This is a genomic window from Paenibacillus thiaminolyticus (genome assembly GCF_007066085.1).
GTDB lineage: Bacteria > Bacillota > Bacilli > Paenibacillales > Paenibacillaceae > Paenibacillus_B > Paenibacillus_B thiaminolyticus.
The window spans coordinates 5,577,124-5,597,932 of sequence record NZ_CP041405.1 but is presented as its reverse complement, the minus strand read 5'-3'; the positions used below and the strand labels follow the sequence as shown (position 1 = coordinate 5,597,932).

The 20,809-nt window shown below is 52.4% G+C and carries 13 protein-coding genes; 3 read left to right on the top strand and 10 right to left on the bottom strand.

Annotated elements, in window-relative coordinates; all coding sequences use genetic code 11:
- Positions 1-106 precede the first annotated feature (106 nt).
- Both FLT43_RS24865 and FLT43_RS24860 read left to right on the top strand, forming a co-directional pair.
- The gene (locus tag FLT43_RS24865; protein ID WP_087441589.1) at positions 107-2,353 is read left to right on the top strand and encodes a DUF2304 domain-containing protein; all 2,247 of its coding nucleotides are present in this window, start codon (positions 107-109) and stop codon (positions 2,351-2,353) included.
- A 258-nt stretch (positions 2,354-2,611) separates the two neighbouring features.
- The gene (locus FLT43_RS24860; RefSeq protein ID WP_087441590.1) at positions 2,612-4,513 is read left to right on the top strand and encodes a serine hydrolase domain-containing protein; all 1,902 of its coding nucleotides are present in this window, start codon (positions 2,612-2,614) and stop codon (positions 4,511-4,513) included.
- Positions 4,514-4,602: 89 nt separating this feature from the next.
- Here the strand turns inward: FLT43_RS24860 and FLT43_RS24855 are convergent, their stop codons facing one another.
- The 6 genes from FLT43_RS24855 to FLT43_RS24830 all read right to left on the bottom strand — a co-directional run bounded on the left by FLT43_RS24855 (position 4,603) and on the right by FLT43_RS24830 (position 12,208).
- Positions 4,603-5,574, bottom strand: coding sequence for an ABC transporter ATP-binding protein (locus FLT43_RS24855; RefSeq protein ID WP_087441591.1), 972 nt, complete (start codon positions 5,572-5,574; stop codon positions 4,603-4,605).
- Positions 5,571-6,554, bottom strand: a complete 984-nt coding sequence (locus tag FLT43_RS24850; protein WP_006676968.1) for an ABC transporter ATP-binding protein — start codon at positions 6,552-6,554, stop codon at positions 5,571-5,573. Before FLT43_RS24850 ends, FLT43_RS24855 begins: the two co-directional genes overlap by 4 nt.
- A gap of 10 nt (positions 6,555-6,564) precedes the next feature.
- Positions 6,565-7,488, bottom strand: coding sequence for an oligopeptide ABC transporter permease (opp4C, locus tag FLT43_RS24845; RefSeq protein WP_087441592.1), 924 nt, complete (start codon positions 7,486-7,488; stop codon positions 6,565-6,567).
- Positions 7,489-7,503: 15 nt separating this feature from the next.
- Positions 7,504-8,460: an ABC transporter permease gene (locus tag FLT43_RS24840; protein WP_087441593.1), complete on the bottom strand. Its 957-nt coding sequence runs from the start codon at positions 8,458-8,460 to the stop codon at positions 7,504-7,506.
- A gap of 80 nt (positions 8,461-8,540) precedes the next feature.
- The gene (locus FLT43_RS24835; protein ID WP_087441594.1) at positions 8,541-10,295 is read right to left on the bottom strand and encodes an ABC transporter substrate-binding protein; all 1,755 of its coding nucleotides are present in this window, start codon (positions 10,293-10,295) and stop codon (positions 8,541-8,543) included.
- Positions 10,296-10,837: 542 nt separating this feature from the next.
- Positions 10,838-12,208 carry a polysaccharide deacetylase family protein gene (locus FLT43_RS24830; RefSeq protein WP_087441595.1) on the bottom strand — a complete coding sequence of 457 codons (1,371 nt, stop codon included), beginning with the start codon at positions 12,206-12,208 and terminating at the stop codon, positions 10,838-10,840.
- Between the two features lie 144 nt (positions 12,209-12,352).
- Here FLT43_RS24830 and FLT43_RS24825 point away from each other — a divergent pair, with 144 nt between their 5' ends.
- Positions 12,353-13,501: an AI-2E family transporter gene (locus tag FLT43_RS24825; protein WP_087441596.1), complete on the top strand. Its 1,149-nt coding sequence runs from the start codon at positions 12,353-12,355 to the stop codon at positions 13,499-13,501.
- An 89-nt stretch (positions 13,502-13,590) separates the two neighbouring features.
- On the opposite strand, the gene FLT43_RS24820 is transcribed toward FLT43_RS24825, so the two are convergent.
- The 4 genes from FLT43_RS24820 to FLT43_RS24805 form a co-directional block, all read right to left on the bottom strand.
- Positions 13,591-15,432 (bottom strand): peptidoglycan D,D-transpeptidase FtsI family protein, encoded by a 1,842-nt coding sequence (locus tag FLT43_RS24820; protein WP_087441597.1) that lies wholly within the window; start codon positions 15,430-15,432, stop codon positions 13,591-13,593.
- Between the two features lie 118 nt (positions 15,433-15,550).
- Positions 15,551-17,647 (bottom strand): methyl-accepting chemotaxis protein, encoded by a 2,097-nt coding sequence (locus FLT43_RS24815; protein WP_244194117.1) that lies wholly within the window; start codon positions 17,645-17,647, stop codon positions 15,551-15,553.
- An 864-nt stretch (positions 17,648-18,511) separates the two neighbouring features.
- Positions 18,512-19,855 carry a peptidase U32 family protein gene (locus FLT43_RS24810; protein WP_087441598.1) on the bottom strand — a complete coding sequence of 448 codons (1,344 nt, stop codon included), beginning with the start codon at positions 19,853-19,855 and terminating at the stop codon, positions 18,512-18,514.
- A gap of 17 nt (positions 19,856-19,872) precedes the next feature.
- The gene (locus FLT43_RS24805) at positions 19,873-20,808 is read right to left on the bottom strand and encodes a peptidase U32 family protein (RefSeq protein WP_087441599.1); all 936 of its coding nucleotides are present in this window, start codon (positions 20,806-20,808) and stop codon (positions 19,873-19,875) included.
- Position 20,809 lies beyond the last annotated feature (1 nt).

The following is a 20,809-nucleotide window of genomic DNA, read 5'->3' as shown; positions in this document are numbered from 1 at the left end:
AATGTAAGATTACTGAAAGAATGATGAAAGCGCCGAGAAAGAATACCCTTGTAACATGAACTATAGTTGCTCGATAACTATACATGTCTTTAGGAGGATTCTTGGTATGGAGCGGATGATAGAGAGAGCCAGGCAGTGGGCCGGCAGAGTAAACAGGGATCGAATGAAAGTAAAGCCCTTATCAGCAGGATGGATGGGTGCTTCGATCGCTTTGGGAGCCATCACGTTGTTTTTCGTTCTTTTACAAGCCAATTATATGTTAGGAGCGCGCGGTTTCCCCGACCTGGCTATCGGCACGATCGTTTCATTGATTTTCGTCGCTGTCGCGGGCGGCATCCTTGCATTGGTGCTGCATCTGGCCAAAAAAATCCCAACCCGGTATTTATGGTTGTTCTTCAGTGCCTTCATGCTGTTATTTGTCTGTTTTATGGGACCGATGTACACGACGCTCGTTTATATTCTTGGGTTAATCGTTCTGCTCTCGCTATGGGGCGCGGCCCTGTACAAGGTTGTCAAGGGCGGATACAAATATGCGACCAAGACAAAAAAGATTACGGCACTGGTCCTGTTGCTTTCGACAACGGCCATGATCGGATTTACGGGTTACTGGACTATTCATGACGGCGAAGCGCAGGTTCGCGGGGTCCATTTGAAAGAACTTAGAACAGCAGCTCGTTATCAGAACGCTCTGTTAGGCAATCCGGCCGAGGAAGGAACCTACAAGGTTAAAACACGAACGTATGGCAGCCAAAACAGCTATCGCACGCAATTTAATCAAACCGAGTCGCTCGTCACCCAACCTGTAGATGGTTCAGCCTTCGTCCAGAAGTGGTCGTCCCTGAGAACGAAAACCGTAGGCTTTGGCCCGGATGCGATGCCGTTAAACGGCTTGGTATGGTATCCCGAAGGGGATGGGCCGTTCCCGCTCGTTCTGATTGTGCATGGCAATCATCTCATGACAGACTATTCCGATCCGGGCTATGAATATCTTGGCCAACTGCTGGCCAGCCGCGGCTACATCTTCGTGTCGATCGACGAGAATTTTTTGAACGTCTCGCCGTGGGATGACATGTTCATGTTCAGTGCTCTGGAGAAGGAGAATCCTGCACGAGGAATGCTGATGCTTGAACATCTTAAGACGTGGAAGGCATGGAATCAGGACTCAACCAATCCATTTTATCAAAAGGTGGATATGGATCAAATTGCGCTGATCGGCCACTCCAGAGGCGGAGAAGCGATTACGATTGCCGCTGCTTATAACCAATTAAGCGCACATCCGGATAACGGCAGCATCACATTCGATTATAACTTCAATATTCGTTCCCTTATCGCGATCGCTAGTACGGACTTGCAGTATCGGCCTTCCGGCAAGCCGATGCCGGCGGCAAATGTCAATTACCTGGCCTTGCAGGGATCACATGATATGGATGTGAACACCTTCCGCGGCTCAAGCCAATATCATCGGACCCATTTTAGCGGCCAGGACGATTACATGAAGGCGGCCGTATACATCTACGGGGCCAATCATGGCCAGTTCAACCGGGTGTGGAGCAGGGGCGATAGCGTAGGATTGGGGAACCATCTCTTTAATTTGAAGCAGTTGATGCCGAGGGAAGAGCAGGAAACGGCAGCCAAAGTTTTGATTTCTTCTTTTTTGGATGCCACATTGAAAAATAAGAAGGAATATGAAGCCGTGTTCCAGGATCTCGGCTATGCCAAAGAGTGGCTTCCCGATACGATGTATATTAGCGACTATAACGATTCCCGGACAACGATGATCGCTTCGTTCGATGAGGATATCGATTTACGCAGCACGACGCTTCCCGGAGGCAAGCTCATGGGAGAGAATTTACGGGACTGGAAGGAAGCAAGAGTCAAAATGAAATTCGGCGAGGATTTGTACAGCGCTGTGCAGGTAGGGTGGGATCGAAGCAACAATCCACAGGCCGCTTCCTATACGGTCGTCCTGCCCGAGAAAGGGCTAGATCTGGCAGAAAATGATTCTTTCGTGTTCTCGATCGCTGACAAGAGCGAAAGAAAGAATGCCTCCTATCAGGAAGGCTTACTTGATTTCACAATCAAAGTGGAAGATAAAAACGGGAACCAAGCGAGTCTTCCGTTAAGTCATATTTCAAAGCTGGTACCGATGATTGAAGGCAAGCTGCTGAAAGCGCCTTTTGCCAATTCCGGTGCTGCCACAGAGCCTGTATTCCAAAATTACGGCTTTCCATTGAGTGACTTTTCTCAGGTTAACACTCGGTTCAACCCGCAGCTATTGAGCAGGGTAAGCTTTGAATTCGATCGAACCGAGACCGGCGCCGTTCTCATTACGGACATTGGCATCAGAAAGTAAGCGGGAACAGTGTTAGTTTATTGTAAGGAAAGTGAAAGCGCAGGGACAGATTCGAATAATACAATGACGTTATCCATGGGAAAGGATAGCTCTTATGAAGCAGAGAAAGGAGAGTTTATTTTGAAAAATGTACGCAATCGGCAAAAAATAATGGCCCTATTGGCCGGGCTGTTACTAGTTTCCACGCTATCGCCAAGCGTTGCTCCGGTTCAAGCATCGTCCTCAGCAGCAAGCTCAACAAGCAAGTCACAACCAGCTATGAATGCTCAGGACGTGGAAGCCTTCGCTGATGAATTTTTCGCGAGGCAGGATGTTAAGGCATTGGGGGTGCCGGGAGCGGTATTTGTCGTGGTAAAAGACGGGAAGGTGCTGCTGCAGAAAGGGTATGGGTATGCGGACGTCGAGAAAGAAATCCCGGTCGATCCCGAGAAAACCTTGTTCCGCATCGCATCGGTGTCCAAAGTCTTCACGGCAGCGGCGGTAATGCAGCTTGTCGAGCAGGGGAAAATTGAGTTAAACCGTGATGTTCAGAATTATTTGGGGGATATCAAAATGAAGAACAATACGACTTCCCCCGTCACGATGGAGCATTTATTGACGCATACGACCGGATTCGATATCGTCGATCCCCCTGTCGGAGATTCGATGTCCGATGATTTGTCTACAGAAGTGAAGCTCAAAGATTATGTAAAAAGCTGGATGCCTACCGTCACCCGAAAACCTGGTGAAGTGTATAAGTACGATAATATGGCGTCCATGCTTCAAGGCTATATCGTTCAACAAATGACCGGAGTTCCGTTCCATCAGTATATGAAGGAGCATATGTTCAAGCCGCTCGGCATGAACGACAGCCATTTTCTCTTGACGCAGGATCTTATCCCGCGGTTAGCTGTAGGGTACGGGCCTGACAACAAAGCTACACAGCCTTATAATTTTATCCCGAATGATATGCCCTATGGCGGCATGTTAACGACCGGAAGCGATATGGCCAAGTTTATGATGGCTTACTTAAATAAAGGGAAATTAGGTGACAGCCGAATTCTCAAGGAAGAGACCGTCAAAGAGATGAGTAAGACACATGTCGCTATTCATCCGAAGGTGCCGAATATGGCGTATGGCTTCGAATATAGTTATCAAGATTCCTATAACGGACAATATGTAATCGGCAAAGGCGGTGCTGCGCCGCGCGGCTTCCATTCATGGCTGTGGCTGCTGCCGGAGCAAAATGCAGGCGCATTTATCGTTTATAATAAGTCCGGAAATTTGCGCGAGAAGCTGTTTGAGGCTTTTATGGATCGGTATTATCCAGAGCAAGAGCAAGAAAAGCAAACCTATATTACGCTCACGCGAGACCAGCTGAGACGCTTCGAAGGCGTATATCGGGATGTACGGATAAGCTACCTTATTACTCGAATTCATGCGACCGCCGACGGGCAGCTTGTACTAGAGAATGTGAAGGGCAAGCAAACCGCCCAACCGATCGAGCCTCTCTTATTCGAAGATGAGCATGGCAGCAAAATTGCCTTCAAGGCCAATCCGGACGGTTCGATTGGGTATATGTACTCCAATACCGATCCGCTCGTCTGGGTAGAGAAGCTCGGCACGCCTCAGCGTTTTACAGATATCGGGGATCAACACCCTTATGCGGAATACATCAATGGCTTGCATCAGTTGGGAGTCGTTCAGAGCAAAGCGGATGGAACCTTTGGCGCGGAGGAGCCGCTAACAAGAGCGGAATTTGTGGAACAGGTGATGACATGGATCGGGATTCCTCCTTCCAAAAATGCGGCGAAGCTCAAAGATATCAATGGGGTCCCGCAAGCAGGATGGATTCAAAGCGCTTTAGAATATGACTTTATTACAGCGCCTGCGGATCAATTATTCAGGCCGAAGGAGAAGATTTCGCGGCAAGAGGCAGCGGCAATGATGGCAAAAGTGATGCTGTCCATGGGCGCCAAGACGGTCGAAGGCAGCACGGCCGAGGATACAGATGCCTGGGCCGAAGATGCGGTCAAATTTATAGTAGGCATGAAATTTTACGGCCCTGAGGTAATCCTGTCGGCCGACGGAGCGGCAGATTACAAATCCAAGCAAGCAATGACACGCCAAGAGGCTGCCGCGCTGCTCTATTTAGCGTCGAAATGGAGTCTTGCCCCTTAAATTAACTGAATAACGCAATAAAAGCGCGGAGTTGCTTCCGCGCTTTTGCTTTCCAAGTTAGGTGTATGCCATGATGACTGGCAACTTGACTACTCGACCAGATGACAAGCCACGTGGTGTCCGCTGGCAACTTCCCGGAATTCCGGTACGGCTTGCTTGCAAATATCCTTTGCAAACGGGCAGCGCGTATGGAATTTGCATCCTGCTGGCGGGTTGGCCGGGCTTGGAATGTCGCCCTGAAGCACGATCCGCTCCGACTTGCGCGTCGGATCCGGAATCGGGATGGCCGACAGCAGCGCTTGCGTGTACGGATGCAGCGGGCGTTTGAACAGCTCGTCACGCGGAGCCATTTCAACAAGCGAGCCCAAGTACATAACGCCAATTCGGTTGCACAAATGTTCGACAACGGACAAATCATGCGAAATGAACAAGTAAGTCAAGTCTTTTTGTTCCTGCAAATCGCTCAGCAGGTTAATGATCTGCGCCTGAATCGATACGTCCAGGGCAGATACCGGTTCGTCCGCCACGATGAAGTCCGGATTCATGATAAGCGCGCGCGCAATTCCGATGCGTTGGCGCTGACCGCCGGAAAATTCATGCGGATAGCGATCGATATGGTATGGAGCCAAGCCGCAAATCGTCAAAATCTCTTTGACGCGGTCGCGAATATCGCTCTTGCTTGCGAGACCGTGATCGAGCAGCGGTTCGCCAATCGCATCCCCGATCTTGATGCGGGGATTCAAGGAACTGTACGGGTCCTGGAATACAAGCTGCATTTGCGGCCTCATGCCGCGCAATTGCTTTTTATTTAATGAATGAATATCAGTGCCTTTGAAAATGACTTTCCCTTCCGTCTTGTCAAGCAGGCGAAGAATCGTCCGTCCCGTGGTCGACTTGCCGCAGCCGGACTCGCCTACCAAGCCGAGCGCTTCCCCTTTTTGCAGGGTGAAGCTGACTCCGTCAACCGCACGCACATGTCCGACCGTCCGCGAGAAGAGACCGCCCTGGATGGGGAAATATTTTTTTAGATCTTGAACTTCGAGTAAGGCTTGTTGGCTCATTGTGCTTTCCCCTCCTTCTCATACAGCCAGCATGACGCCTTATGTCCTTTCTCATAGGTCTTGAGCGTCGGCTGCTTCTCCGTACACACCGCCATGCAATGCTCGCAACGGTCATTGAAATAGCAATTTTCGCCCAGTTCAACCGGATTCGGAACTTGTCCAGGAATCGTATAGAGCCGTTCCCGGCGCTCATTGATAATCGGCTTCGCCTTCAGCAGCCCTTGGGTATACGGGTGCTTCGGATTTTGGAACAATTCGATGACCGGCGCCTCTTCAATGACTTTGCCGGCATACATAACGACAACATGATCGGCCATCTCGGCCACGACGCCGAGATCGTGGGTAATCAGCATAATCGCCGTCTTGAACTCGCTCTTAATGTTGCGCATCAGGTCAAGAATCTGCGCCTGGATCGTAACGTCCAGCGCCGTCGTCGGCTCGTCGGCGATGAGCAGCTTCGGATCGCAGGTCAAGGCCATCGCGATCATAATCCGCTGCCGCATGCCGCCGCTCAGCTCATGCGGGTAGGCGTCGAAGATTTGCTCTGCGCGCGGAATGCCCACGAGCTCGATCAGATCGATCGCCCGCTTGCGCGCTTCCTTCTTCGTTCCGCCCCGGTGCAGCAAAATCGGCTCAACCAGCTGTTCACCGATTTTCAAGACCGGGTTGAGCGACGTCATCGGCTCCTGGAAAATCATCGAGATTTCATTTCCCCGAATCTGACGCATTTCACGCTCTTTGAGCTTCAGCAGGTCTTGCCCTTTATAAATAATCTCTCCGCCTTCGATTTTCCCCGGAGGCGCGACGAGTCGCATCAATGACATGGCTGTAACGCTCTTGCCGCAGCCGGATTCGCCTACAACGCACAGCGTCTCGCCTTCTCTGATCGAGAAGCTGACATCATTGACCGCTTTCACGACGCCACCACTGGTATAGAAATTCGTCCGCAGATTGCGAAATTCGATCAAATTGTTTGCCATATCGTATCTCCTACCTCTTCATTTTCGGATCGAGCACGTCACGCAAGGCATCCCCGATGATGTTGATGGCAATTACCGTCAAGAAAATACATACTCCTGGCGGTATCCACAACCACGGCCGCTTCTTAAATTCTATCATATTGTTCGCTGCCGAAATCATATTGCCCCATGAAGGTGTCGGCGGAACGACCCCGAGACCTAAATAACTCAATACCGATTCGTACAGGATGGAGCTGCCTACCAGCAAGGTTGCTACGACGATAATGATCGGTACCGTATTTGGCAGCAAGTGGCGGAATATTTTGCGTCGGTCGCGCAGGCCAAGCACTTCAGCCGCCTGCATAAACTCTTGTTCGCGCAGCATCAAGATTTGCCCGCGCACGAGACGGGATAAGTTCGGCCATGCCATAAATCCGAGCAAAAACATGACGAGATATATCCGCTGCTCCGGCGGAACCTTCATATCGGACAAGATCGCGCCGAGAATAATCAGCAATGGCAAGCTTGGAATCGACATCATAATGTCGGCAAGACGCATAATAACTGTATCTACCCATCCGCGATAGTAACCGGCAAGCGCGCCCATCAAGCTGCCCAGCGTCACGGAGATAGCCATGGCGACGAGGCCTACGAGCAGAGAGACTTGGCCCGCCAGCATGACGCGCAGCAGAATGTCGCGGCCCAGATTGTCCGTGCCGAGCCAATGTGCGGCGTTAGGCGGCTTGTTGCCGTTCTTGATATTCATCGTCTCCAACGAATAAGGAGACACAACCGGTCCCAGGAAGCAGATGATAAACATAAGTATAACGACGATTGCTCCCGTGACCGCGAATTTGTTTTTCAGCAGTTGTTTAAATGCCAGCTTCCACGGGGAAGCCGGTTTGGCCTGGCGCACATTAGCTCCTTTAACGGATTCAGCTACCGTTTGAGACACAAATAACTCCCCTTTCTACTTCATCCGGACACGAGGGTCGGCGACTCTGTAAAGTAAATCTGCTAAGAAATTCCCCAGCATCGTCAGCAGAGCCAGGAACATCGTGAAGCCCATCAACAGGAAGTAGTCACGGGCATTGATTGCGTCCAAGTTAATGCGGCCGACACCAGGCCAGTTGAAGATTTTCTCCGTAATAATGGCCCCGGAGAACAACCCTGGCAATTCGATCCCAAGCAGCGTAATTGCAGGAAGCAGAGCGTTCCGCAGCGCGTGCTTGAAGATGACGGTGCGTTCTTTCAACCCTTTGGCGCGGGCGGTCCGAATGAAGTCCTGACGGATAACGTCCAGCATGCTCGTCCGGAAATAACGGGTCAAGCTGCCGACGCTCAGTGCCGTCAGCACAGCAACAGGCAACGCCAAGTGCTGCAGCAGATCCCAGAAGCGCGCGAACCCTGTCGCATTGCTGCCTGATGTGTACATTCCGCCGACCGGCGCCCATGCCAAATCGACGGCAAACACTTTGATGGCATATAACCCGACAAAGAACGACGGAAGCGACATCAGCGCAAAGACGAGCAGCGTAACCATGCCGTCAAAGAAAGAGTGCTGCTTGATCGCGGCAAAAACGCCGACTACAATCGCAATAGCCCAACTGAGCACAAGCACGATAGCGGCAATCAAAAAGGAGTTCCACATATAACGGTTAAGGACCGTGGTGACTGGCTGTTTGTGCTGCAATGACAATCCGAGATCACCTTTGAGCGTATTTTCAGCCCAAGTGAAATAACGTTCAACGAGCGGCTTGTCCAAGCCATGAATCGCTTTGAGCTCGGCTGCGCGCTCCTTCGACAGCGTCGGGTTGGAATCGATGAAGTTCCCCGGCGCCATCGCGAAGACCGCGAACAGCAGAATCGACACGCCGATAACGGTCGGAATCAGCTGTAACAGCCGCCGCAAGGCGTATTGTTTCATAATTATTCCTCCTAGCATGAAATAAACCCGAATGCCCAGCCTGATGGCTGAGCATTCGGTATGCAGCACTTTTGAAGTCGTTATTGAATTTGGATAGTGCTCAAATCATACGTAAAGAAGCGGTATGGCGACATATCGAAGCCTTGAATCCGTGCGTTCGTTGCCCACATGTCGCGGCGTTGATACAGGTAGATGTAAGGCAAGTCTTCATTCAGCTCTTGGTAGATTTCTTTGAAGATTGGCTTACGCTTCTCAACGTCAACTTCCTTGCCGGCCTTTTCGAACAATTCGTCAAGCTTCGGATTCGAATATCCGATGTCGTTTTGAGAACCGCCCGTCTTGAACACATTTTCGCTCGATTGCGGATCCGGAGTCAAGCCCCAAGCCAGGAACATCATGTCGAAGTCGCCTTTTTTACGTTTTTCGATAACGGCATTGAAGTCCATTTGCTCTGCAGTAAGCTCGATGCCGAGCTCTTTCCAGTTCGCTTGGGCGACCGGAATGATCGCGTCATTGACCGGGTTCGGAGAAGAAGCGGTGAACGTAATCTTGAACTTCTGTCCGTCCTTCTCGCGGATGCCGTCGGCTCCTACCGTCCAGCCTGCTTCATCGAGAAGCTGCTTCGCTTTTTCCAAATTGAAATCGTACTTCGTTACTTCATCCGTGTAAGACCAGGAGTCCTTCGATTGCGGAATGTCGATAACATCGGCATAGCCTTGGTATACAGCCTCAACGATTTGCTCGCGATCCAGGCCGTAAGCCAATGCTTGACGGACGCGCTTATCTTTGAACATTTCTTTGTTATGATTGAAATTGATATAACCATAACCGTTCGTGCGGAACAGGTTGATATCCAGGAAGCCCAGCTCCTGAAGCTGCTCTACTTGGTCTTTCGATACGGTTACCATGTCCATATCGGTTTCACCGGTTTGCAGCAACTGCGCGTTCGTCTCATCCGTAGTAAATTTGAAGATCAGGTTCGGAATCTTCGCTGCGCCACGATGGAAGTTCTCGTTCGCGGACAATACTGCTTCCTGTCCCGGAACGAACTTGTCCAGCTTGTAAGCGCCGTTACCAAGCGGCTTCGTGAATAAATCTTTCATATAAGACAGATCGCCTTGCTTGTAGTCCTTGCCGTAATATGCCTTGGACAATACGCCTACGTCACCGATGGCGCCCAGTGCGAGCGCGCGCGGCTCCAACGTAGTGACTTCGATTGTTCTCGGATCGACAACCTTGATGCCTTCGATGGAAGTCGCTTTGCCGTCTTTATATTCTTGGCCGCCCTTGATGGCCGCGTCCTTGATGATATCGCTCGGGCCGTCATAGGACTTGTCATGCAGTACGGTCAATGTAAATGCAACGTCTTCCGCCGTCAATGCGGTACCGTCGCTGAACTTCAAGCCGTCCTTCAGCTTGAATGTGTAAGTAAGCTTGTCGTCCGAAATTGTGTATTCTTCCGCCAAGTCCTCGGAATAGGTGCCGTCTTTGTTGATTTGGAGCAAGCCGTTGAACAATGACAGCATTACGTATTTATCATATGCAGATTCAGCATAGACCGGGTTGAAGATACCACTAGGTGCCGTGATGCCAATGATAGCTGTATCTGTCCGGTTTGTCGCCGTTGCTGGAGACTTGCTCTTGTCCGTTGCCGGAATCAAGCCGTCAGAGACCAACTCGCCGTCTGTACCGTTATCTGTGCCACCATTGTTGGATGACTCTTGATTAGCTTGTCCTGCGGAATCGCCGTTGCCGCTATCGCTTCCGCCGCAAGCGGACAGCACGAGCGTCAAGGACAGGAGCAGGCACATGATGATGCTGAATCTTTTCTTCACTTCATTCTCCCCCTGATGTTCAATTTCTGATGTTTTTTGTAACCTTTGTAACTTGAAGTAGTTATAAAGTTGTATACATAAAAAATCATCGCGATGAGTAAAAAACGTTCGTTAACGCTTTATAGAACATTGGTCAAATAAGTTTGCAAAAAACCCCCATTTCATGAGCAGGAAACGAATATTTTTTCATAATACTACTTTATAATTTCGGTTTTGTAAATCCCTTTATGCTTTTTAATTTGAAAGTTTGTGGTTTTATGACGATAACTTTTTTTATCAACTGTAGTAGAAAAGTCCGGGAAGCGCGCGGTTTTCGGCATGCCGAGTACGGAGGATAGTCGCATTTTTCGTCAAAATGTCCATCTTAGAGAAGACAAATTTCACAAAAATCCATCACCGGCGTTCATTTGCATGTTCTTTCATTTTTTTGCATAAACCTTGCATTCTCCGTTCAAAAAAAGAAACAAAAAGAGAAGCCCCATTATTGTTATGTAATTCCAATAGAATGGGGCGGCATCGTCGTTATCTTATTATCTAAAAAATTACAAATAATGCGTTGCTTTTTCCATTCCTTTGTCTAAAATGATCATTCGCTCCGGCTGAGGCTCCATCACCGGCTTGCGTGACTTGCCATAGCGGGTAAGGAGCGTTTCGACGGACATGACCATCACTTTGGGAACCATCTGCTCCGAGTGCTCTCTCAGTCTCATCTTCCCTTGAGGATGAATGACGCTCATCAGCAGACGCAAATATTGGCGCGTACACCAGGAAAATAAGCCTCGCGGCAGCTCCCGCACGGTGAACCCGAATTGCTCCGGTCCCCGATGAATCATGCTTACGCCGTACAACGCCTTTACATTCGCCTTCAGCTCTGGATGATCCATAATATAATCCGCAAGCTCCGGCAACGATTTCTCTACGGCGCGTATCATCTGTATCGCAAGCTGGACGGGTGAGCGCGAACGCCGGCCAATCTCGTACAGCCGCTTATTATCGAAATGCAGCTCCAGTAACTCATCGTCCCGCTTCAATTCGATGCCGTCATCCAATTGAAGCGTCTGCCCATGATACGGGCGGATCCGGAAATGAAACACCGGATCTTGGCGATTCGTCGTCTGGAGGCCGTACAGCACATGGAACGCCTTCTCATATAGAAGCCAGCCGCTGATAATGCCGCGCTTCAACCAGGAAGGATTGCTGATCTTCTCCTTCTCGGTCTCCTTGATCAGCTCATCTACGCGAACGCAGGACAGCTCGCGCTCCGCCGCTTCCTTCAAAAACCGCTCCAATGCCTTCATCATGATGCCGGGAGCTTCCTTATCGGCACCAAGCGTATGCCCGCAATCGTGCAGGAGCAGCACCTCTCCGCCCCGGCAACGCTTCATCATGCGCCGGAAGAGCCGTTCCTCGCCGACCTTCTTCCGCCAATCATTGAACATGCCGGACCAGAGTATAATTTGAAGATGACCGAGATTGCCATAATCAAATAAATTGACAATCCCCCACGGAGGACGATAATAGTGAGATCGTTGTCCAGTAGCGGACACAATGATATCCGACGTTTTGCGAATTTGCTGTTTCACCGTTTTCGGACGCATCAGCCAGTTGGATTTATGGACGTAGTTGTGGATGCCAATCAAATGCCCCTCATCGCTCATTCGCTTCAGCAATTCGGGGTGCTTCTCCGCATGTATGCCAACGACAAAGAAGGTTGCCTTGGCGTTGTATGTCTTCAGTAAATCCAGCAGCTGCGGCGTATATTCCGGATCTGGCCCGTCATCGAACGTCAGCGCCAGCTTCGAATCCGATCTGCCCTTTTGGAACACGCGGAAACCGAATAATCGGCTGATGATACCTGGTAGAAACGCATAAAACGTCAGGATGTAAAAGCACCATAACAAAATGATTTCCATCCCAATTTCCCCGTTTCATTCTTATATCTATACCCCTGTGAGGCGTCAAGTTTATTGTAACATATCATGAAAGAATAGGCACTGGAATTCATTTTCGTGTACAATGAGATCCAAGCAAAGAATCGGGAGCAAAGGAGTTATTTTATGATCGCGTTTTACCGTAAATATTGGAGAACGGCTTTTGACATTGGACTGCTCATACTGACGATCTACCTTATCATGTATAGCTTCAGTTATCTGTATTCCATCGCCAAGCCTATTTTCCTCGCGTTCATTGTGTACATGCTTATTGAACCGCTAGCCGGATTTCTCCATCGGCGCGGCGTCAACAAGGCGATCGCTTCCGCCCTGTCGGTAGGGCTGTTTATTTTACTCATTTTGGGCGCTATTTTTGGACTTGGCTTTATTGCGATGAAGCAGGCGATTGAACTCCAACAGAGAATGCCCAAATATATTGAAGTCCTTCAGAAGGAATTTGCGAACATTACCGCGTTCCTTCATCAGAAATACGAGGCGCTCCCCGAAGACATGACGACGCGCCTGAATGAATATGTCGGAACGATCGCGAAGAAAGGCTCGCAAATCGCGCTCGATTTTTTAAGCTGGATTATCAATAATGTTTCCTCCTTCTCGGCGTTCACCGTCAATTTCGGCATCGCGATTATACTGGCATACTTCCTCAGCATCGAGATCGATACGTGGAGAAGAGCCGCGCGCACCCATACGCCCAAAACATTTCGACATGCGTATACATTTCTGAAGGAAAATGTTATTAAAGGGATCGCTGCCTATTTGAAAGCACAGCTGAAGCTGATCTCGATTACATTCGGCATCATTTTCATCTCGCTGCTGCTTCTTGGCGTGAGCAATGCGTTGCTGATCGGACTCTTGTCCGCTTTGTTCGATCTGCTGCCGCTGCTTGGCGTTCCGGTCATCTTTATTCCATGGATCGTATACTTGTTCATCGCGGGGAACAGTTGGCTCGCTATTTGGCTCACGGTCGTTCTGGGCGTCACGCTGATTACCCGGCAAATATTAGATCCGAAAATTACGGGCAATACGTTGGGCGTGTCTGCGTTTACGATGCTTTCCTTTATGATATTATCTTTGTCGTTATTTGGTGTCGTCGGGGTCGTCCTGTCCCCTATTCTTCTTATCTTGGTCAAGGCTCTCTATGATCAAGGGTATTTGAACAAATGGATTCGTATGCCAAAAGAAGAGTTCGATGCCTCCCCTTTCCCGGAAGGACCGGATGCGAATGACGGAACCGTGCGGGATTCGGACAATAAATAATTTTCCGGCCGGCACGCAGCCGCAGCCGCGCGGACATCCTGAACAGACGGTTACCCGCGTGCTGTGGCGCGGCAAGCCCGAACAGGCCGTTACCTCGTGCTGTGGCGCGGCAAGCCGGAATTCTCATGCTCGGCGAGCAAATCCATGACTTTGCCGAACAAGGCGGTTGCCCGGTGGGAGGTCCCGGCGGGCTCATCCTCACAGACGACGCTCACCGCATATTTGGGCTTCTCCACCGGACCATAGCCGACGAACCATGTATGCAGCCGCCCGCTTCCATAAGCATCGGCCTGCGCGGTCCCGCTCTTGCCCGCCAGCCGCCAGGCCGCTTGACGAAGCGACTGTCCCGTTCCATAGGCGACGGTATCCTCCATCCAACGGCGCACCTGTCTTGCCGTCTGCGGCTTCATCACCCGTTCGCTTCCTATTCCGGCAGCGAAGCGGGCGAAAGACAGTCCGTTCGCATAGCGGAGCTCCTGGACGAGACGAGGCTCTCCTGCCGCTCCGTCCTGAAGCAGCGTGGCGACATAATTGGCAGCCGCCAACGGCGTAAGACGCACATTGCGCTGACCGATGCCAAGCTGCGCTTTCTCTCCCCCGTCAATCGTTCCATTTTCGTCTCCCGCCGCAAATATCCGGCTCGCCTCCTCTCCATCAAAATGCTTCAACTCATTATGCCCGCGCCCATCCGAAGAACTCATGCCGACAATTCCTGCCAGCCCTGCCCGCTTGGCGAATGCCTCCAGCCCGGCGGCGCTCATCCGTTCGGCAAGCTCGGCGAACACGACATTGCAGGATTCCGCCAACGCCTCGCGGAGCGTCAATGTTCCGTGCCCGTCTTTAAGCCAGCAGGATAAACCGTATTTGCCATAGTCGCCGCTGCAATGGAATTGCTCTTGCTGATCCGTGACTTGGGCTTCGAGCGCGGCAGCGGCGATGAACAGCTTATATACGGAGCCAGGGGGCAGCGCTTTGAGCGCCCGGTTATTCCAGGCCCCCTGCTCGGGCATCACATGATTCGGATCGGCGGCCGGGCGGGACACCATCGCAACGATATCGCGCGTCGCCGCATCGAGCACGACGACAGAGCCCTTCGTCAATCCCGCTTCATCCGCAGCTCGCTCGATGGCAGCCTCGATCTCGCGATCTGCCGTCGTGACAAGCTGCAGCGGATAATACGGATTGTCCGGGCGCCGGATCCGAATATCGAGACCATACAACGGGCGCTGATCCGCATCAGTATAATGGACGAGAATCGTCGGTCCGAGACTCCGGAGCAGAGGCTCGAACGACCGCTCCAGTCCTGACATTCCGCTCGTCCCGGACATCCCGCTTTTGGCTTGCTCCCCGGCGGATTGCGCGACAAAGCCGATCCATTGCGGCGTATTCTTGCCGAGCGGATACCTGACCGTGATCGGAAGGGAGCGCACCCCGTCCCAGCCGGAAGCATTCAGCTTCCGGGATTGCTCCGGCGTGAGCGGATGGGGCAGCTTGCCGTCCCGGGACGAAGGCCATACGAGCGGTTCGGTAACGCTCTCCCAGCGCGCCCGCACGTCTCGCTCCGTCGTATGGAACCAGAGCGCCAGCGTGCGCACCGCTTCAGATGGTATCGAATCGCGATGAACGGGGAACAAGACGGCGGCCTGCACGGCCGCTCCCGTGTAGGGACGGCCGCTGCGATCCAGGATCGACCCCCGGCCGTCATCGAGCACGATGCCTCGTTCCCGCTGTATAATGGAACGCTGCAGAAGCGTATGTATGCCCCCCTGCACGGGACGATGCGGCTCGATCAGCTGCAGCCAGCCGAGCCGCATAATGTAGATGCCAAGCACTGCCGCAATCAAGATGCTTGCCGCCGCTATCCGTCCCCGGGCAAGCGTCAACAGCCCGGCAAGCTGCGTGATGCCGATTTTCCATTTGCGCGCCTCCATGCCAATCCTCCTTCCGTGGATACTCCAATCTAGCATGCTCCTAAGTCCAGTATCGACGGAAACGCATACAAAAAAACTGCCCCCCTGAAGCAGAGGGCAGTATAACGCCGGTTTTTCGTTAATTTAGTTGAAATTGGGCAAGCCGCTCCATCAGATGCTTCGACACGGATTCCAGCTCTTGCGACAACGACACCAGCTGCTCAGATACCGACTTCTGCTCCCCGCTCAAGGAAGCGACTTCTTCCGTCGTCGCTGCCGACTGTTCGGCCACCGCCCCGACATTCGTCATCGCTCCCGTCAGCATGCGCTGCGTCTCATCCAGTTCGTTGACCGCTTCCGTCGCCTGATCCAGCTTCGCCATGAACAGGCCCATATGCTGCTGAACTTCCTGGAAGAGCGAATCGGCTCCATGCACAGCAGCGAGCTGCTCCTCGAACACCGGACGGATTCCGCTCAGCATCTCGATCGTCTCCGACATTTCCCGTTCGATCGCTTCCGTTCTGTCCCTGACGTGTTCAATCGCACGCGCCGACTCATCTGCCAGGCTGCGGATTTCATCTGCGACGACAAGGAATCCCCGCCCCGCGGAGCCTGCACGTGCCGCCTCGATCGCGGCATTCAGCGATAATATATTGGTCTGCTTCGCAATCTGCGTCAACAGGTCAAGAATATTGCGAATCGCCCCCGATCCGCTCTTCAGTGCATCGACCTTGCCGACAAGGGCGTGAATGTTTCTCTCGGTCAGCCCGGTTTTGCGCCCGAGCTCCTCCATATAAGCGGAGCCGCGCTGTCCGGCTGCCTCCACTTCCGTGGCCGCACTGTACATTTCCACGTTCAAATCGATCACATGCAGCATTTGCGCCGATGTGCGGCCGGTCCATTCATTGCCCCGCTCCGCTTCGGCAGCCAGCATCGTCGAACCGTGCGCGATCTCTTCCGTAGCCAGCGCAATCTCCTCGGCGGACTGAGAGGTCGCGCGGGATGCCTCCGTCAGCTTCCCTGCCGTCGCCTGCACGGCCTGGGCGGATTCCTCCGTCCGTCCGACCAGTTCGCCGATTCGAGCCATCATGACATTGAAGCTGGCCGCCACCCGCCCGATATCATCCTGGGATCGGTGCCTCATCTGCAGGCCGAGCCGTCCCCTCGCTCCCTCCTCCATCAGATGGCTAAGCCGTTCAAGCGGATAGCCGATGCTCCGGATGACATACCAGCCGATGAGCAGCGCGACAGCAAGCGAGATGGCGATCGCCGCCCACGACACATTCCGGATCGTGATCGTATCCTGAAGCAATACATTGGCCGGCGTGAAGCCGTTCAGCGTCCAACCTGTCACAGGGGAACGATAATAAGCGCCAAGAAGCTCGCTGCCATTCGCATCCGAGGTCTCTCCCCGTCCGCTCGCACGGTCGGGCTCGGCAGCAAGCCGGGTGCCTGGCGGCTCGTTAACGGTTTCCGTCTGCTCCGAGAAGACCAGCTTGCCATCGGCATCGACGATCTGGGCGAAAGCGCCCTCCTCCGTCTTCCAGCGGATCTGCTCCCGCAGTCCCGACAAATAGATTTCCACGAATACGATATATTGCGTTTTACCCGTATATGTATTTTTAACGGCCCGGGCAAGCCCGAACGCCGCATCCGGGCTTGTGCCGGAGACTCCAGTTGCCTTCGTAGGCAGCCACAGCACCTCCCCTTGCTGCTGCTGCGCCTGCGTGAACCAGCTCGCCTGGCGCAGGTCCTTAAGCTTTTCCGCCGATGAGCCGGATGTGAAGGCAGGCTCCTTTTCATTCACGGGAAGCAAGTAGATGCCGTGCAAAGTCGGATTGCCGATCACATAGGATTTCAAGTGATTCTCAACCCGAACCCGATTTTGCAGCTTCTCATATTCATTGCCCTCACGCTGAAGCGCGGCTTCTAAAAAAGCGGCCTGTATATCTTGGTTGAAGAGAATCTGGGTGGATAATTCAGAGTAGTTGGAGAAGAATAAATCCAGCTTCTCCCCCACTTGAATCAACGTCTGTTCCTGTGCTTGGGCGATTTGACTTTGAATAATATTTCGTGCCTGAAAAAACGAAAACAGCCCCACCGAACCGACAAGAAGCGCAATGGTTACGAAAAAGACGAGAAACAGCTTCATCCCGACCGAACGCAGCGGATGGAAAGAATGTCTAGTACCGGTGGCGCGTTGTTCCCCGGCATTTCCGCGTAGTCGTGTATGCATGGACAGCAGCACCTCTCCTCCATCAACAATATCAAGGTCATTTGACCTACAACCATGTCTTATGCACTACTTCGACAACTTCGCGCGGAATCCCTTTCACATATTTGGAAGCACATCCACGATTTTGTGACTAAATGTGCACAAAAACAAAAAATGCAGAACAAAACGATCCATAAATGATGCACCCAAGCTCCCGTTCGCGCTCTTAGCCGCGCTAGCTTAACTTCTATGATTCCTCCAAAGTCCTCCCAGCAACACCTTATGAAGACTCTCCAAACCGTTCAGGTGCCCTCCACACGTCTTACGTTTATTCTCCCAACCACTCAGGTGTACCCGTACGTCTTACGTTCACTCTCCCAACCACTCAGGTTCCTACACATTATGACGATCTGCTACCCGCGCAAAAAGAGTTGGTTCACAATGCACTAATAGTTAGGCTTTAGTCTAACTTCCTGTCCAACGGGGGATACCGCTCAGATGGAGCATTCAATGCATACTTGAAGAGTTTCCTGCGCTACGGGGATAGCGCTCATATGGCAGCCGAGACTTACTTGACATACTCCTGAGCGGAGGGGTGTTTGCACATAAGGAACATTCGAGGCATAATTGTTCTTCCTGCCTAACGGGGATAATGCTCATATGGAGCATTCAATGCACTAACTAGAGAACTTTCCTGCGCCACGGGGATAGCGCTCATATGGCACCCGAGACTCATTGACCGCCACCTGCACCTATGTCGTCTCTTCCACCATTCCTGCTCCAACAAAAAAAAGAACGGCACATCTGCCGCACGCACCCAATAATCTTCAGTGTAAATGAATAAATAAAATGCCTGCTCCTGGATAGGAGCAGGCTGGGATTCGGTTAAGCCTTTGCTGTCTTTTTCCGCATCATGTCGAAGTAGCGAACCGGTTCGTTCACCTCGATCCGCACGAGCTGCAGCGGGTGACGCGCCGCATCCAGTTCATTGCCGTCGGCATCCCACAGCTTGTCGATCGTCTGCTTGAAGAAGGTGCCGTTCGGGCCGAAGAACTCGACTTCCGTTCCCGGCTTGAAGTGGTTCCGCTGCTGGATTGTCGCCATGCCCGTCGCCGAATCGTAGTCCATGACCAGGCCTGCAAAGTCATACGGCGCCGCTTTCTCTACCGGTTCATAAATATGATCCTCATGATCCGGCTCGTCATAGAAGAAGCCCGTATTGACGGGACGGTTCGCCGCCTTGCGAATCTCATCCAGCCATTCCTGCTTCAACTCATAATTGTCCGGATCGGCCATATAGGCATCGATAACTTGACGATACACGTTAACGACCGTAGCCACATAGTGAATCGACTTCATCCGGCCTTCAATTTTGAAGCTGTCTACGCCGGCATCGATCAGATCGGGCAGATGCTCAATCATGCACAGATCCTTGGAGCTCATCGAGAAGGCATGCTCCTCCTCATCCGCAAGGGCGAGCTGATTCACACCGAGCCGGAATTGCTCCAGCACCGGAGAGCCTGCAGCCTCTTCCGGAGTGACGACCCGATCCGGATCCGGCCGCCCGTCTTCGAACAGATCATATTTCCAGCGGCAGGATTGGCAGCATCCGCCCCGGTTCGAATCCCGGTTCGTGAAATGATTGGACAGCACGCAGCGTCCCGAATACGAGGAGCACATCGCGCCGTGGATGAACGCCTCGATTTCGATGTCGACATGCTGCTTCATCTCCACAATCTCTTCCAGGCTGGTCTCCCGAGCAAGGACGACGCGCGGCGCGCCTTCTTCCTTCCAGAACTGGACCGTCTGCCAATTGGCAATAGACTGCTGAGTGCTGACATGCACCTCCAGCCCTGGCGTCACGCGCTGTGCCGTCTCGATAATAATCGGGTCGGCGGCAATGATGGCGCTGATGCCGACCTGCTCCAGCTGCCGCAGGTACTCCTCAATGCCTTCCAGATCTTCATTATGAGCATAAATGTTCGTCGCCACGAATACTTTCGCTCCGTACTTCCGGGCGAACTCTACGCCTTCCCGCATTTCCTCGAAGCTGAAATTGTCCGCATTTGAGCGCAGACCGTATTTCTGCCCGCCAATATAGACGGCGTCTGCACCATAGTGAATCGCGAACTTCAGCTTCTCCAGGTTTCCGGCGGGAGCGAGCAATTCGGGCTTATCCAGTCGATACCGCTTGCCTTTCCATTTGGCAGGCTTCGCTTCGGTTGTCATCGCTGTTCGCTCCCTTCTTAATACACCTGATCTTTATAGAAAAACCCAAACGACAGCTCGCGCTCCGGATCCTGTACGGCCCGGATGCGACCCATCCACTCTTCGTGGAAACGGTACTGCTCCGGATCGCGAAGATAGCTGTCAATCGCTTCCCGATAGACCTTCACGACCGTCTCATTATAGGATACGGACTTCAACAGCCCTTCAATCTTGAAGCTGTCCACCCGCGCATCCAGCAGCGGCTTCAGATCCTCGAGCACGCAAATGTCATCCGAACTCATAATATGCGTGCCGTTCGCATCCTCGAAGATCGGATATTTCTCCTCACGACGTTCCTGCTCAATAAGGAACAGCTTCCGGCTCATATCGGCACGGCCCATCTCGTCATGCTCCCCGATATGTGCGAAGTAATGATTCACCAGATGCCGCTTGGAATGATAAATATTCGTCATGCCATGCACTTGAATCTCCACATCCATGTCAGGCAGCTGCTGCTTCATTTCCAGCACCTGTTCCATATTCAGCTCGCGCGCCGCGACGATGCGGCTCGCACCGCGCTTTTGCCAGTATTTCGCCGTCTTGTAGTTGGTGGACGTCATCTCGGCGTTCCAGTGCAGCTTCAGCGAAGGCGCGGCTGAGCGCGCGGTCATCAGCACGGCAGGATCTCCGAAGACAATCGCATCCACCTTCAACTGCTCCAGGCAGCGCAAATAGTCGGCCAATTCTTGAAGCCTGTCGTTATGAAATATATTGTTCACCGCTACATACAGCTTCGCCTCGCGGGCGCGGGCATGCAGCAAGCTTGCTTCAATGCTATCGGGCGTCATATTGCCCGGCAGACGCACTCCGTACTTCTCTTCCCCTACCAAGACCGCATTCGCGCCAGCTTCAAGCAGACGCGCGACCTCTTCCGTGCTGCTGGCAGTGACGAGCAATTCGGGTTGATACGTCATC